Origin of the sequence: Pedobacter jamesrossensis (genome assembly GCF_042650905.1) — a bacterium.
Lineage (GTDB): Bacteria > Bacteroidota > Bacteroidia > Sphingobacteriales > Sphingobacteriaceae > Pedobacter > Pedobacter jamesrossensis.
Map to the genome: position 1 here is coordinate 1 of NZ_JBHSBY010000098.1, position 14,771 is coordinate 14,771.

The following is a 14,771-nucleotide window of genomic DNA, read 5'->3' on the forward strand; positions in this document are numbered from 1 at the left end:
AAGAGTATTATAATATACCTTTAAAATACAAAAAAGGGAGCAGAAAACATAGTTTCTAACTCCCTTTTTTAAACAATTTTATGGGTGGACTTTTTCAGTGCCCTCGTCCATACTGCCCTCTATAATTATTCTGCCACTTCTGGAATGATATCGGTTTCGCCAGAAACTGTATAAAGCGTTCCGTGTCTTTCGATAATGCGCACATTATCAATAACCGCCTTTAATGCTTTTTGAAAAACCTCACTTTGTAACTGTTTGTCAATCGCCGCCTGATCCACCCATCCTTCTGCCAATACGCAGGTATTTGGATCGATCATATCCCAAGAAAAATGGTAATAGACGTTTCCCTCAACCTCTCTGGTTAATACAATGTGTTCCTTCACTGCGTCGATGAAGGTTTGCTTATCGTCCGGGTGAATAGTGTAAGTGGTGTGAACCACAAAGTTTGCTTTTTTGTTCATGATTATAATTTTTAGTATTTATTTATGATTAACTGTTCGGTCGTAATATTCCATTCCTGTAGTACGATGTTAAAAGATATAGGGTTTTTATATTCAAAATTTGGAATTATCTGAAGGCCGCGTTGAAATTCGTAGGATCGTAATATTCTACCATTTTTATGATTTTCCCATCTTTTCTAGTGAATGCGGCGATGTATCGCTGTTTGTAATTTCTACCAGTTGACGGAACTTTTACATCTACCTCATAGGTAGCAAAAGCTTCATCGGGATTCAAAGAGGGGGATACCACGGCATTGTTAAATCTGATACCCGGGACACTTTCCAGAAACATTTCTGTTGACTTTTTTATTGTTTCCTTTCCACTCAATTGAGGCAGTAATCCTGCCGACTCACCGTAAGGGAACTCAATGACTATGTCATCATGAAGTAGATCTATCCATTGGTCTATATCTGTTGTTGCCGTCTCCAGATATCTAATCACTAAAGGAGAAATATCTTCTTCGAACATTGTATTTACAGGATTTTGCATATCTTTTCTCGTAAAATTCTTTTTTAAAAACTGAACGGATCCTTAGGCTACTTTAACTAATCCACTATCTAAACCCTCATCTAAACGGTAGCACTAAGAACCTATCCAGTTTTATAATAACAAAGTTAGGCTCCAACACCGCACAAATACTTGACATTTGATAAGAAGATAATTGACAATAATCAATCTAAGGTCACCCTGACATCTGGAATTTTGCTGATATTGATAATTTTCAAAATATCACTTTCTCAATGTCTGTTAAACCTGGGCATGCCCCCCATCAACAAATACTTCGCTTCCGGTCATATAAGTGCTGTCTTCTGAGGCCAGGAAAACAGCAACTGCGGCAATTTCCTCCGGTTCGCCAAGACGGCTCAACGGTGATTCGTCACTAAACTTTTGTAGCGCCTGCTGTTGAAATCCTGTGGTGTCTAGTAAATTCAGTAACCCGGGTGTTGTTGTAGACCCCGGAGAGAGTACATTCACTCGTATGCCCTTGCCTTTTAAGTCCAAAGCCCAACTTCTGGCAAGGTTTCTGATCGCAGCCTTTGTTGCGCTGTAAACACTAAATGCCGCTGTACCCTTTGCACTGGTAGAAGATCCGGTAAGAATAATCGAGGCGCCCTGGGCGAGCAGCGGTAAAGCTTTTTGTACGGTGAACAGTGTACCTTTAACATTAACGTTAAAAGTCAAATCAAAGCTTTCTTCGGTAATTTCACCAAGCGCCTCCAACATTCCCAGTCCAGCATTTGCAAAAACAATGTCCAGGTGATCGTGTTCAGCGCTGATCACTGAAAAGATATGATCCAGGTCCTTAAGAATGGACACATCCCCTTGAATCCCCACAACATTGCTCCCTATGAGTTCAACAGCCTGGTCCAACTGTTCTTGGCGTCGGCCCGTAATGTACACAAAGGCACCTTCGGCAACGAAACGTTTGGCACTGGCGAAGCCGATGCCGCTATTTCCCCCCGTAATAAGGGCTACTTTCCCCTTAAGTCTGCTCCCGATTTTTACCGGTTCTGATGATCTGCTTTGCTCATTTTCCATGCTATGTTTTCTTATAAATACATCGGAGATTCAAAACTCATGCCTTTATTAAAGTTATTGATATACAGTGGTTTATGTCTTTGTCGGCCATAGAGGTAAAAGTTTTATATCGCTAAAAAATATGGATTGTTGAAATATAGGGAATTTCTTGTCACAGCATTATGCAGACAGCTGCAGATCAGAGATGGTCATCAGTCTACCATATTCTAAATATACCCGAAGGTGGATGAGTGTACATGAAAATTAAAAAATAAATAGAGAAAAGCTTGCTATTTCAATTATGGCGCACAAATAGCGAAATATCGATATTCTAATTTTTAAATATTTTATTTAAGTTGCTGTAAGTCATTGCGTTATATAGTGGCATAAAATTATGTATGGTAGGGGTAGCAGAACATAGGCTGCAACAAATATTATGAATACTAATTAAATAAACTATAAATAACGAATATGAAGACTATTAAAGTTCCAAACCGGGAGGAAGTAAGCCCTCAATCTCAACTGCTATTCGATCAGATCTCGGCAAGCATTGGCAAAGTTCCAAATCTGTATGCAGCAATCGGATATTCCCCACAGACGCTCAAAGGGTTCCTCCAATTCGACGGTGCGCTTGCCGGGGGTATCTTTAGTGCCAAGGAAAAGGAAGCAATAAATTTGGTGGTGTCTGAAGTAAATGATTGTAGCTACTGCTTGGCCGCACATACTATGCTTGCTAAAACCAAGGGGTTCAGTCATGAGGAGATCATCAGTTTCAGAAAGGGTTATACTGAAGAGGCAAAGCTTAACGCTGTAATTCAGTTGGCAAAGAACATTACTGAAAATCACGGCCATGCGGAAGAGCAGTTTTTAGTGGATTTTTTTGCAGCCGGTTTTCAGGAGGACGCACTTATTGAATTGCTTGGGTTAATTGCGGTAAGGATTTTTACCAATTATGTACATGCGGTGACTGGTGTTCCCATAGATTTTCCAGAAGCGATGAGCCTAAAATAGACCTTGTGCTAGATAGTACTTAAAAATCAATTCTTTTAAGGCCTCTCTGAAGCGATGATGTATTCATTTTGCATATTCCTTTAAAAACTTAAAACTAAAATCATTAAATAAAATTATTATGGATTCAAATCAAACAAAATTAGACCGCCGTGATTTCTTAGGAGTGGCAGGTCTATTTACGGCTGGAATATTATTCAGTCCAAATTTTATGTTAGCTCAGGTTAAAAAAGATGGACCCGTTGAAATTATCACCAAGGCAGCCGCTACTGCAAAAATTAATGTGACCAAACTGCGTGGAAACATATCTATGGTGGAAGGCTCCGGTGGAAATATTGCGGTTCTCAATGGCCCTGAGGGAAAACTCTTAGTGGATGCCGGGATAAATGTTTCTCAGGCTCACCTACAGGCGGCACTAAATTCTATCAGCAACAAACCAATAAAAATGCTTATTAATAGCCACTGGCATTTTGATCACACGAGCGGAAATGAATGGCTGCACAAAGCCGGGGCGACAATAGTTTCTCAAGATGTGACCAGAAATTACCTACAAAGAGATGTTTACCAGGCAGACTGGAAATTTACTTTTAAAGCGTTGCCAAAAGGAGGCATTCCAACAATAATTTACAAGTCTGAGTTCAACAAAAAATTCAATGGTGAAAATATTAAGGTGAAGACCTATAAACCGGCACACACCGATGGTGATTCATTTATTTATTTTCAAAATGCAGATATTCTCCACGTCGCCGATACATTCTGGAACGCATACTATCCATTCATCGATTATTCGACCGGTGGAAGTATTGATGGAATGATTGCTGCATCAGAACGTAATGTGAAAATGACAACAAACCACACCATTGTAATACCTGGACACGGTGCTATCGGTAACCGGGCCCAGCTAATTGAATTTCATGAGATGCTCAGTACGATCCGCGAAAGAGTAGCCAAATTAAAGAAACAGGGGCGAAGCTTGAATGAGGCCATTGCTGCAAAACCAACAGCCTCCTTTGATCCTAAGTTCGGGAAGTTCGTCATCAACGGCGACTTCTTTACGAATCTGGTTTACAGAGGGGTTTAGTATAGTACCGGGTCGAGGGTGATGCCCTTGGCCCGTTATCACAATTACTTACCTGGCCTATGGTTCGAGAAACATCACACCTATTCCCAAGGCTTTTCTCCATTGTCTTGATTTTTTTGCCTCATATTTTCCAACTGCACCTCAGAAATTCATATCCTGGAATGGGCGGGAGAATTTTAATCTTTTATCTCTGATTTAATGCTGGAAGTTACATCCGTTAATTTTTAAATGGTAAATGCCCAAGGAGTCTTTATTGTTGAGATATCCTTAAAATGGATTTCCGTTAGGGATATATCGCTAATTTTGAGTATTACGATTTTCGCAAACATCTATTAATCAATTAGTTGAGTTGTGGTATATCTATTGCATATTGTTTATATAATCTTGGTAACTGCAAGATTAGTAACAACTGTTTATGTATAATTTCTAAACCAAAAATTATGTCTACTCCTAACAGTGCCCCTGTTTCCTCTAACGGAGAAAGTAAGGAACTTTCAGAGCTACTCAAAAACCACTTCTCTACCATTGAGTATCTTTCCGAAAGATTCAAGGATGAACTAAAAAACCACTTGGCTACCGAAAATTTCCAGGCAGACGAAGGTGAAAAGACCATCTTGTTAGACCTTAGCAATGAAATAGCGGAGGCGAAAAATAAGGAAGACTTGACCGAAGCTGTCCATTCAAAGTTAAAGACCTTCTTTAAGATAAACGGGTTGACAATTATTCTTCCCAACAATGATCAGCAAACCTACCAGATTTACATGTTTCCCCAGGAAATTCGTAAAATGTTTAGAAATACGGTTACAAACGAAAAGAATTCATTTGACTACTCAGAACTTAAACCACTTTTGGACAAGCTTACCACTATAGATGCACATGTGGAGGTATTTTATGACACTTCTGAGTATATCGACCGTGACCCTGGTACAAATTATTTTAAACACTGGTTTGAAAAAGGATGGGAAAAATTTGCTGTGGTAAGCTTAAAAATGGGAGAGGAGTCCCTAGGGTATATTTTATTGCACTTTGAAAAATTATCCATGGGCAACTTAAGGAGTAATTTGTTGAAAGGCATCAGCTCACAGTTTTCAGTTGCCCTCTCCAACATCAATAAGATGGACGAGGCGCTTCGCAGAAAAAACGAAATGGAGCTGCTACTCTCCATAAATACCGGAATTGCTTCTTTGAGAAATATCGAAGAACTTGCAAAGTTCATCAAGGATAGATTTAAAAAACTTTTGGGCTGTAGCCATACTATGATTGCAGTGTGCAATGAAGATGGACTCACCTTTAATGCATTTCTCCTTGACGAAGATGCTAGGGAGAAAGCGCAGCCTGTTTACCTTGATCTCAAAAATAGCAGCCACATTGTTAACGATACCGTTTTGAGCAAAACCATGCAGACTGAAATCCCATTGATATTCGATCTGGAAGAACTCTCGAAACAAAAAAATCCACCTTTATATATCAAAATAAACAAGGATCTTAAACAGCAGGTACTGCTAACTATTCGTCTCGCCAAAGGTGATGAAGTCGTTGGTTTTTGGCTGATATACTTTAAAAATAAAGATACTATTACAGCTGAAAAGCTAAAATTTATTCAAAGCCTTTCCCATCAGCTTTGTATATCTGTGGCAAATATTCTGGCCAACCAGGAAATCAAAAGCAGAGAGGATGAGAAAAGCCGGCTCCTCAAGTTCAGCAATGCAATAGCGCCTTTGAGGGATAAAGAACTGCTTTCCGATATGCTGAAGATACAGCTTTGCGAACTTTTCAATATAAGCGATTTCGTCATTTATTTATTGAGTGTCGACAGGCTGAAGTTTCTACCCTTCCTTTATGACCATGATTCTGATTTCAGTCGAGATCCCGAGTTCATCAAAGGACTGGATACTTGGACTGATCTGCCCGATAATTTCAGAGCGCTTATCTATGCTATAGATTCCCCTTCACTGTCCGAGCTCCGCTGCGAACGGATTCACCAAAGTCAGAACAAAACCTCAGAAAGGGATAGTAATGTTTCTCGCTATGGAATGCTCATAAATCTGGGTATTGATGGTAATGCTGTCATAAGTTTCGCCCATCCGGATTTTAAGCAACTCAAATCAAAGGAAGAGCTTTTAAAAAGCATATGTTCACAGATCTCTGTTGCGCTTTCCAATATCATGGCCAATGAAAAAGTAAATCGTCAATTGATTGAGATTGACCGTTATAAAAAGCAGCTGGAGGAGGAAACAGTCTATTTGAAAGAAGAAATTGAGGTAAATCAAAATTATGCCGAAATTATTGGTGAAAGTGCTGCAATGCAAAAAACTTTTCGTCTGGTTGCACAGGTTGCCTCATCGGACAGTACAGTATTGATTCTGGGAGAGACAGGAACGGGAAAGGAGTTAATCGCGAGAGCTATCCACAACAATTCTCCTAGAAAAAACAAACTTATGGTCAAAGTCAACTGTGCTGCCCTTCCGGCCAATCTGATTGAAAGCGAGCTTTTCGGACATGAAAAAGGAAGCTTCACTGGCGCCACTGAACGTAGGATAGGCAAATTCGAACTGGCCAATAATGGAACACTTTTTTTAGATGAAATTGGCGAGATGCCTTTGGAGCTCCAGGTCAAGCTCTTGCGTGCATTGCAGGAAAGGGAAATTGAGCGGGTAGGTGGACGAGGAACGATAAAGGTTGATGTCAGGATTATAGCAGCCACCAACCGGGAACTTGAGAAGGAAGTCGATGAGGGACGTTTTAGGAGTGATCTTTATTATCGCCTGAACATATTTCCGATTTACCTCTCAGCCCTTAGGGAAAGGAAAGAAGATATCCCGATGTTGGCTACACACTTCATAAACCGTTATTCTAAAAAGACTGGCCGACAAATTGATACCATTGGAAACAAGGCAATGCAGGATATGATCCAGTACCGTTGGCCAGGAAATATTAGGGAACTGGAACACCTGATCGAAAGAAGCATCCTGCTCTCCAGTGGAAACACACTTAAACAAATCCACTTGCCAAGTGGCAGGCCCGGAAACATTTCCGCAGTGTCAACTTCAGAGATTTTGCTTAAAACAATCGATGAAAACGAATGTGAACATATCTTAAGAATATTAAAATATTGTAATGGAAGGAAATCCGGCCCTGGAGGTGCAGCAGACATATTAGGTGTTCCTCCGAGCACGCTCAATTCCAAAATCAAGCGGCTGGGTATAAAGAAGGAGCATTTAGTCTGATGCGATGCGGCAAAAAAAAACTGCTTACCTATACGCTCATAATAAAAAGGTTTGGCAGTGCTGATAAAATCGAAAATGCATTTGCTGAAATTGTAAACAGTTTATTTTACACCAATACTGAAGGGAAAAAAGGATGCCCAGGCTATTGGAGCCCCGTTCAATACCTTAAATGTTCACAACTCAGCCCCTGGTTTTAACTAATTATAAAAATGAAAAAACTCATCATACTTTCTTTTCTTATCATTCAGGCTTTCGCTTCAAAACCGCAGACCATATCAAGGATCAAAGTCGATAGTTTGAAGCGGATAGTTGAGGAAGACCAGATTAGTAAAGAAACCCTTTATGCATTACTCGAACTTGCAGAGTTCAATATTTTAAAAACGGGAGAATTGAAGATAGATTTGGACAGCGCAGAAAACTTTATCCAGAAAGCAACGGATTTAAACAGGCGCATAGGATCTGTTGAAGCGCATGGAAATCTGAAACTTCTTCAGGCCTATCTCAATAAAGAACGGGGACTTGACACCAAGAAACAATTCGCAGAGGCAATCTCGGTATTGGGCAAAACAAATGATAAGTTTCATTTGGCAATGGCAAAAATGGAGTTCTCCAAAAATTTTAACACTAATGAAAAGCAGCAAGCACAACAAAAAGAGCAGTTGCTAATGAGTGCATTGCAACTGGCTGTAAGTTCAGGTACCAAGCAGCAGAAACTTTATGCCTTCCAGGAACTTAAATATAGTTTGATTACAGGGAATTTTACGGATCTGTTTTGGAAGATTGATTTCATGAATCTGATGCTGCGGCTCAAAAAACAGTTTCCCGATTTGTATCTGGACTTTTCGATTGAAAAGGAAATCGCCAGTACGCATATCAATCAGGGGAAGCTTGGTCTGGCCAAAAACGAACTGACCAAGTTGATAAGCTATTATAGACAAAACAATATAAACGGTATTTCCAGAATTTATCATCTGATGTCTAAAATATATTTTGATTTGGGTGATTTTAACGCTTCCTTGAGTTATAGCTTACAGTCTGTTAGAAATATCAAAACAAAAGAGGATTCAATCTATTTTCCTGAATATGGAAATCGCATCGCTCAAAATTCTATGTATATGAGAAAATTTGACAAAGCATTGGAGTGGTACATAAAAAATTGCCAATATGAGATATCTATAAAGGATAATAACGGCCTATATATCATGATTCCCAAAGTTGCTCATTGTTTTATAATGGATGGTAAATCTCTTCAAGGCCTAAACTATGTAAAAAACATCCAATCGAAATATCCCCCAGGCTCAGTGGAACAAAATAAAGATCTGGCATCTGCACTGGCACTGCTATATGATGCCTTGAACGATAAGGCACGCTCTAAGTTCTATCATTTAAGAATGATAACCCTTTCAGACTTTCAATTCTCAACTGGGGAAATATCGGATGACTCTCCTATACACCGCCAAATGGGAATTTATTACCTTAAAAATGGCGACATTGTAAAAGCAAAAAAATATCTTGACTGGACCATAAATGAACTTCCCCAAGGCTCGGCAGTTAATAAAAGACTTTTTACGCATCTATATGGGTTTAAAATAGACTCAGCATACAAAAATTATCTTTCTGCAATGCAACAGCTTTTGTTATATCAAAGACTTAAGGACTCGGTGTATACCGAAATGAGAAGCAGGCAGTTTGCCGAGCTAACGGTAAGCTATGAAACCGAAGAAAAAAAGAAAGACATAAGGCTTTTGAAGGAAACTCAAAAAAGACAGGCCCTAGAAATTCATCATACTAAAGCAGTCAGGAAACGCATTAGTATTGCTGCAGTATCACTGTTCTTTTTACTGGCATTTAGTTTTTACCAGTACAGGATGAAGCAAAAAAGCCATAAACTACTGGAATCCCAGAAAGAGAATATTGTGGGGATCAATAATGATTTAAATGTTATGGTCATCGAAAAAGATGTTTTACTAGCGCAAAAAGAGGGTCTGATAAAAGAAAAGGAATGGCTGCTCAGAGAGATTCATCATAGGGTGAAGAATAATCTGCATACGGTAATATGTCTTCTGGAATCGCAGGCAGTATATCTTTCAGACGATGGCAGGAAAGCTTTGGAAAGCAGCCAGCATAGAATTTATGCGATGTCCCTTATCCATCAGAAACTCTATCAGACCGAAAACTTGAAGACCATTGATATGGCTGTTTATCTACCCGAACTGTTAAGCTATTTAAGCGACAGTTTTGATGCCAATAAAAGAATAAGATTCAGCCTCGATATCGATAAGATAAGCCTAGGCATTTCGCATGCCATTCCCATAGCCCTCATTGTAAATGAGGCCGTGACAAATTCGATCAAATATGCCTTTGTTGAAAAGTTATCAGGAATGATAACCATTAACATGAAAAGATCTAAACAGAAGATTAAACTTGTTATCGCCGACGATGGTATTGGGATTCCTGAAGAAATAGATAATATGCACTCTGAATCTTTGGGGCTGAAACTGATGAACGGACTAAGCGGAGATATCAATGCCAATATTCATATCGAAAATGATAACGGTACCAGGATCACGCTTGATTTTGATCTCGAGCCCTTGGAAAATGATTTTGCATTTTTTGATGATACTAATCATTTTGAGGGCCAATCTTAGTATAAACCTGCAAATAAATATTAAATTTAAGGGACAATCCTTCTGATAGTAAATGTTCAATCTAACTTAACAAACTGTGAAAACAAAAATATTAATCGTTGAGGATCAATTCATAGAGGCCAATAACATGCAGGGGATTCTGGAAAAAGCCAGCTATAAGGTCACCGGAATCGCCAGATCGGTTCCGATAGCCTTAAAGATGGTTGAAAAGGAACGGCCGGATATGGTGATGCTTGATATATTGCTTCAGGGATCCCAGACCGGAATACATCTTGCAGGGAAACTGCGCGAAATGAAAATCGCCTTTATCTATTTATCGGCAAATTCAAACAAACAGATATTGGATGCAGCGAAGGCGACCAAACCTTATGGATTTTTAGTTAAGCCTTTTCGTGCCAAGGACGTTCTTATCACACTGGATGTCGCCTGGTACTTACATCAGCATGCCCAGGACGAAGAAAAAAATAAAGATTCAATCCTCAAAAGCAGCGCTCAACTTTTTTCTGCTGAGCTAAAAGAGATAATCGGGAATGGTCCAGAAATTATCAGTATTTTAGACAAAGTTAAAATTGTTAGCCAAACCGACACCGCGGTATTGATTCTGGGAGAGAGTGGAACTGGCAAAGAACTTATCGCAAAGGCAATTCATCGGCTTTCAGACAGAAAAAACAAACCTTTAATAGTGGTCAACTGCGGTGCGCTTCCTGCCAATCTTGTCGAATCGGAGCTATTCGGTCACGAAAAAGGGTCCTTCACCGGAGCAGTTGATAAAAGGATAGGAAAGTTTGAACAAGCTGATGGTGGAACTATTTTTCTGGATGAAATAGGAGAACTGCCTCTTGACTTCCAGGTTAAGTTTTTAAGGGTACTTCAGGAAATGGAAATCGACAGGATTGGCGGAAGCACTAAAAAAATTGATGTCCGCGTTATTGCCGCTACCAACCGTGATCTTGAAGAGCAGATAAGCAACGGCCGTTTTCGCCTTGACCTTTACTATCGGCTGAATATCTTTCCGCTACTGCTGCCACCTTTGAGGGAACATCGTGAAGACATTATCGTACTTGCCGAACATTTTTTGAAAAAGTATGCAAAAAAGCACGGCAAGGCCATAACAGGTTTTTCCGATGAAGTGGTTAAGAGTTTGCGCCAATACAGTTGGCCAGGGAATGTCCGTGAGCTGGAAAACATGATGGAGAGAAGCGTTTTGCTCTCCATGGGCACCATCATCAATAGTCTGGAACTTCCACGGGACAAAGGAAATATTTACATCGAAATTGAAGATGAGCGTGTCAAAACTATGGAAGAAAACGAACGGGAACATATACTTGCAACACTGGCCATCTCTGACTGGAAAGTTTATGGTGAAGGCGGCGCAGCCGCACTTCTGAATATTAACGTCTCTACATTGAATTCAAGAATGAAAAAACTTGGAATTGATAAAAAACGTTCCAGCAAATAGGTGATCGAGAAAGCATAACAAAATTAATTCGCTATGATAAAGATCAACTTTTCGACTGCCTTTAGGGATTTCTTTCCTATTGCTTTGGTAATTGGCATGCTCATAATTATACCCCTTTCTTTACATGCTCAATATTATCCGGCTCCGGCCCATGTGCCGGCAGTCCAAGAGCGCGAGATATATAGAGCAATCAAGACCACTAAAAACAAGGCATCCCGAATTGATCTTTTATTAAAGCTATGCAATATTTATTATTACAAGCCTTTAAAATCCAATGATGATTTTCCTAAAGCCTTGCGATACGCCAATCAGGCGAGATTGCTAAGTAAAGAATTAAAGGATACAAATAGGTTGGCTAAATGCTTAGAGGCCTTGGCAACTATATATATACTAACAGACAGTCTTACTAACGTTGAGAGGATACTCCCGCTATTTCACAACCCTGTAATAAAAAATAACGTAGAACTAGGGCTTGCTTTTACTTATATTTTTTGCCCGGAGCGGCCCTTAAAAGACTTAATTCGGGGGAAATCCTTTGCTGAGGAATGTTTAAAGGAAAGTAAAAAGCTACATTTAAAAAATAATGAATTATTTGCACGCCAATATCTCGCTTTTGTCCAATCTCTTGTGGGCGATGCAAAAAGTGCAGAAAGGGATCTGCAGGTATTGATAAAGGAGTATAAAGAGCAGCGATTGACCGGGATTCAATATCCATATTTAATATTGGCTGACATCCATTGGCTAAAAGGAAAGTTTACGGAAACTCTGCAGGATGTGCACAACGCAAGCGCTGCTATCGAGCAAAATGGCGACAAAACGGCTCTGGGAGATATTTATCTCGGACTATCAAGTATTTACCATAGAATTAATGAGCCTGAAAAAGAGCGTGAGGCATTGCGATCCGCTTTAGATAACTTTAAACTTCGTCTGGGAAGGTATACGCCAAATCAGGTTTTGTCCTCTGTTTCCGCCAGAATGATTAAGGACCACCATTATGCTGCTGCTTTGGAATACTTGGATAAAAATACCAAAATATTTAACCCGGTTGTGTTCGATCAACGACATGTGTCTGTGAATTCCTATGCCAATGTATATTTGGCTTTAGGGAAATATAAAATGGCAGAACATTATTTTATAGAAGGATATAAAATGGTGAAGCAAGCCGATTGGCTAGTCACTAATGATTATAGTAATATGGGATATTTCTACATTGAACACAAAGATTATGCTAAAGCAAAACCTTTTTTATTAAAGGCTGTTGAATCTCAGGATAGAAATACTTCCGACTATACTAAACGCCAGCTCACCTATATGTTATTTTTGGCAGACTCTGCAATGGGAAATTACCGTTCAGCGATTCGGTACCTTTCTAGAAACCATAAGCTAGATGATAGCCTTGAGGAAAGCAAGCGAAAGGCAGATGTACAAAGTCTGCTTATCAAATTTGAAACTCGAAAAAAAGAAGACCTAATCAGAAATTTAAAACAGAATCAGACTCTCAGTAGGATAAGGGAGGAGCGAGCGAATGTATTGAGAAATGCAATCGTCGGCGCGGCTATTATGTTTTTATTTATAGCAATCATATTCTATTGGCAGTATAATGGAAAGAAAAAATTAAGTAGGGAAATATTAAAGAAAAATGTCAGGCAGGAGGCGATTCTAAAACAGCTCAATAAGGTAATTATTGAGAAAGAGTGGCTTTTGAAAGAGGTACACCACCGCGTCAAAAATAATTTGCATACCGTCATGTGCCTGTTGGAATCTCAGGCATTATATCTGGAAAGTGACGCACTTAAAGCCATTGAGGATAGCAAACACCGAATTTACGCTATGTCTCTGATTCATCAAAGGCTTTACGAAACAGAAAACTCAAAGTCTATCGATTTGCAACCTTACATTCAGGAATTTGTTGGCTACTTGAAAGATAGTTTTGTTATCGGAAACAGTGTCCATTTCGAACTCGATGTGGAGCCTGTTGTATTGGATGTGGCTGCAGCGATTCCCATGGCATTGGTTATTAATGAAGCGGTGACCAATTCAATAAAGCATGCTTTTAAAGGACAAAGTAATGCCCAGATTCGCATAATTCTCCACACTAAAGATGAAGTGCTAACATTGACTATAGCTGATAATGGTATTGGTATTCAGGAGCGCAAAAAGAATGGTAGAGTGGGGTCGCTGGGTATGAAACTGATAAATGGGCTCTGTGAAGATCTCAATGGAACCGTTCAGATAACTTCCGACCATGGTACCAAGATTATTTTTGTATGCAATGTAAACCCCTTTGAACAAGAGATAGAATATGAAGAGAATATTTCGCTTCATGATTGAAAGCATCAGGTCAAATACGCCAGGAAATAACTGCCTACAGGCATAAATTATTATTTATACTACAATACGACTTTGCAAGCTAATAATCATTTTTTTTTGCTACTATCAGCCGTATCGATATGGCAAACTATAAATGACTGATTTCCAATAACACTCCCGGGAATAATAGTCATTTTTGGTGATGTAAATCGGTTGGTATGGTCGACTGATGCCAGATGAAAACGACCAGAAATGCCAATACCGAAACGATCAATCCAAACATAAAAACATTGTAGGCAATTCTTAATAACAGATATTTTTTTCCCAGTACAATGCCTTGTCCATAAATATCTTTTATGAGCGATTGATAAATAAGTTTTTTGTCATACATGATTTTTAACATCCCTTGGCTGTATTCCTGAAGGGACATCCGGTAAAAGTTTCCGAAAAAAAGCAAATTGTCTGATTGTTCTTTTGACCTCACATGTGAAAAGCGGCCATCCGGTATATTGGGTCTGGTAGCAAGGATTGCAAAAATCATTGAGATTAAGCTAATTGATAGCAAGATAAATGTCGGATAGATCAGATAGCTGCTGTCTTCTAACTTGCGAAGCAAAATGCTGATGATTGCCGACAGGATAATGGAGTTGACCGTAATCAGGATATGAGCTTTATTATCGGCTAAGCTTGTGAGCCGCTGGTTATTAGTGGCAGTAATTTTGAACATCGTTTCCACTCCTTTCTCGGCAATTTCGCTGTTCTCTATTTTTGAAAGGGTTCTCTGGTTTCCTGATTTAGCTTTTTTACCGAATTTTGGAAAACGTTTTAATTGCGCCTGTATTTTGTGTAAATTTTTCAGTCTGGTTCTAATTCTTGCCTTTTTATTTATTGGGAGATAATAGGTATAGCTTTGCTGATTATTCCGAACAAAGTACACCACATTCCGAGGCATAGTGCACCAGTTTGGTTCTGGCTTTAGCACTAACTTTTAACCATATCACTTTTGGACAAAGCGATAT

10 protein-coding genes are annotated in these 14,771 nt (G+C 39.2%); 6 read left to right on the top strand and 4 right to left on the bottom strand.

The annotated features are described in order from the left end of the window. Positions 1-125: 125 nt before the first annotated feature. The 3 genes from ACFOUY_RS10095 to ACFOUY_RS10105 all read right to left on the bottom strand — a co-directional run bounded on the left by ACFOUY_RS10095 (position 126) and on the right by ACFOUY_RS10105 (position 2,040). A complete protein-coding gene (locus ACFOUY_RS10095; RefSeq protein ID WP_378960407.1) occupies positions 126-461 on the bottom strand; it encodes a putative quinol monooxygenase in 336 nt (111 codons plus the stop codon). Between the two features lie 106 nt (positions 462-567). Next, the gene (locus ACFOUY_RS10100; protein WP_378960409.1) at positions 568-969 is read right to left on the bottom strand and encodes a nuclear transport factor 2 family protein; all 402 of its coding nucleotides are present in this window, start codon (positions 967-969) and stop codon (positions 568-570) included. 279 nt (positions 970-1,248) lie between these two features. Continuing rightward, the gene (locus tag ACFOUY_RS10105; protein ID WP_378960412.1) at positions 1,249-2,040 is read right to left on the bottom strand and encodes an SDR family NAD(P)-dependent oxidoreductase; all 792 of its coding nucleotides are present in this window, start codon (positions 2,038-2,040) and stop codon (positions 1,249-1,251) included. 450 nt (positions 2,041-2,490) lie between these two features. On the opposite strand from ACFOUY_RS10105, the gene ACFOUY_RS10110 reads away from it, so the two are divergent. From ACFOUY_RS10110 to ACFOUY_RS10135, 6 genes are all read left to right on the top strand, one after another. Beyond that, a complete protein-coding gene (locus ACFOUY_RS10110) occupies positions 2,491-3,030 on the top strand; it encodes a carboxymuconolactone decarboxylase family protein (RefSeq protein WP_378960413.1) in 540 nt (179 codons plus the stop codon). A gap of 118 nt (positions 3,031-3,148) precedes the next feature. After that, positions 3,149-4,108, top strand: a complete 960-nt coding sequence (locus ACFOUY_RS10115) for an MBL fold metallo-hydrolase (protein ID WP_378960414.1) — start codon at positions 3,149-3,151, stop codon at positions 4,106-4,108. 440 nt (positions 4,109-4,548) lie between these two features. Next, positions 4,549-7,335, top strand: a complete 2,787-nt coding sequence (locus ACFOUY_RS10120; protein ID WP_378960416.1) for a sigma-54-dependent Fis family transcriptional regulator — start codon at positions 4,549-4,551, stop codon at positions 7,333-7,335. Positions 7,336-7,544: 209 nt separating this feature from the next. Next, a complete protein-coding gene (locus ACFOUY_RS10125) occupies positions 7,545-9,983 on the top strand; it encodes a sensor histidine kinase (protein WP_378960418.1) in 2,439 nt (812 codons plus the stop codon). 76 nt (positions 9,984-10,059) lie between these two features. Continuing rightward, positions 10,060-11,442: a sigma-54-dependent transcriptional regulator gene (locus tag ACFOUY_RS10130; protein ID WP_378960419.1), complete on the top strand. Its 1,383-nt coding sequence runs from the start codon at positions 10,060-10,062 to the stop codon at positions 11,440-11,442. 33 nt (positions 11,443-11,475) lie between these two features. Next, a complete protein-coding gene (locus ACFOUY_RS10135; RefSeq protein WP_378960420.1) occupies positions 11,476-13,773 on the top strand; it encodes a tetratricopeptide repeat-containing sensor histidine kinase in 2,298 nt (765 codons plus the stop codon). Between the two features lie 169 nt (positions 13,774-13,942). Here ACFOUY_RS10135 and ACFOUY_RS10140 read toward each other — a convergent pair whose 3' ends face one another. Beyond that, complete coding sequence (locus ACFOUY_RS10140; RefSeq protein ID WP_378960421.1) at positions 13,943-14,704, bottom strand: Pycsar system effector family protein; 762 nt, start codon at positions 14,702-14,704, stop codon at positions 13,943-13,945. Positions 14,705-14,771 lie beyond the last annotated feature (67 nt).